This is a genomic window from Paenarthrobacter aurescens (assembly GCF_025421775.1).
In the GTDB taxonomy this organism is placed as follows: Bacteria; Actinomycetota; Actinomycetes; order Actinomycetales; family Micrococcaceae; genus Arthrobacter; species Arthrobacter aurescens_B.
The window spans coordinates 1-253 of sequence record NZ_JAOEFX010000513.1; the positions used below are offsets into that span (position 1 = coordinate 1).

Annotated in this window: 1 protein-coding gene; it reads left to right on the forward strand. The window is 62.1% G+C overall.

The annotated features are described in order from the left end of the window. A partial coding sequence (locus N7568_RS24580) for a TetR/AcrR family transcriptional regulator (protein ID WP_261612273.1) occupies positions 1 to 253 on the forward strand: 253 nt, incomplete at both ends.

The following is a 253-nucleotide window of genomic DNA, read 5'->3' on the forward strand; positions in this document are numbered from 1 at the left end:
GAGTTGCTGGCGAATTCGGAGGGGTCAGCGGTCTCAACGCGCCAGCTCACCAAGCTTGCCGGGGTCACGGCGCCTACGCTCTACCACCACTTTGGTGACAAAGAAGGACGGTTCGACGCCGTCGTTTCCGCCGGCTTTGAAGAGTATGTGGCAGGAGAGCGTGACTTTGCGCCGTCCGGGGAGCCTGTGGAAGACGTCCGGCGGATGTGGGATAACCACGTCCAGTTCGGGCTGAGCCAACCCCATCTGTCTC